This is a genomic window from Xenorhabdus khoisanae, assembly GCF_001037465.1.
Lineage (GTDB): Bacteria > Pseudomonadota > Gammaproteobacteria > Enterobacterales > Enterobacteriaceae > Xenorhabdus > Xenorhabdus khoisanae.
The window spans coordinates 1-631 of sequence record NZ_LFCV01000185.1; the positions used below are offsets into that span (position 1 = coordinate 1).

Below are 631 nucleotides of genomic sequence, written 5' to 3' on the forward strand. Positions count from 1 at the left end.
ACCTAGTGTCACGGGAACCCCAAAAGTAATTTCGAAATGCTGATAGCCTCATTCCACTCACTGTATTATGAGCAATACTTTTAACTTCAGTGATCCGTGATTCGGTTTCCCCTTTGCTGTAGGCGCCGACATCGCCCGCGCCCAGCCAGACATCCCCGGCCAGCGGCTTGCCGTTGACCTTGCGTCCTTGGGGAACGGCGTTCAGGGCTTTCTGGCGGGCTTCCGTTAAACCAAGGTTATTAATAAAAACATTTTTATCAGGAATGTCTGCACCATTCTTTGATTTTTCAAGACGGCCATTGGCGTTATTGTTGGCATTATTGGCAGAGTTCCTGACATCATTGACACGGCTATCGACTTCCCCTCTGCTGTACGTCTCGCCTTTGCTGTAGGCCCCGACATCGGCGGCGTTCAGTGCAATATCAGCGGACAGGGGTTTGCCGTTAACCTTGCGGCCAGCTGGTACACGCCCATTGGCGTTGTTGTTGGCATTGGCGGCGGCAGTCTTGGCATCATTGACCTGTTTGTCTGTCTCGGCCCTGCTGTACGTCTCGCCTTTGCTGTAGGCCCCGACATCGGCGGCGTTCAGTGCAATATCAGCGGACAGGGGTTTGCCGTTCACCTTGCGGCC

General features: G+C 53.7%; 1 pseudogene. It reads right to left on the reverse strand.

Features of this window, described 5'->3' with window-relative positions:
- Nucleotides 1–631, reverse strand: a pseudogene (locus tag AB204_RS22915) (hypothetical protein); the annotation flags it as partial.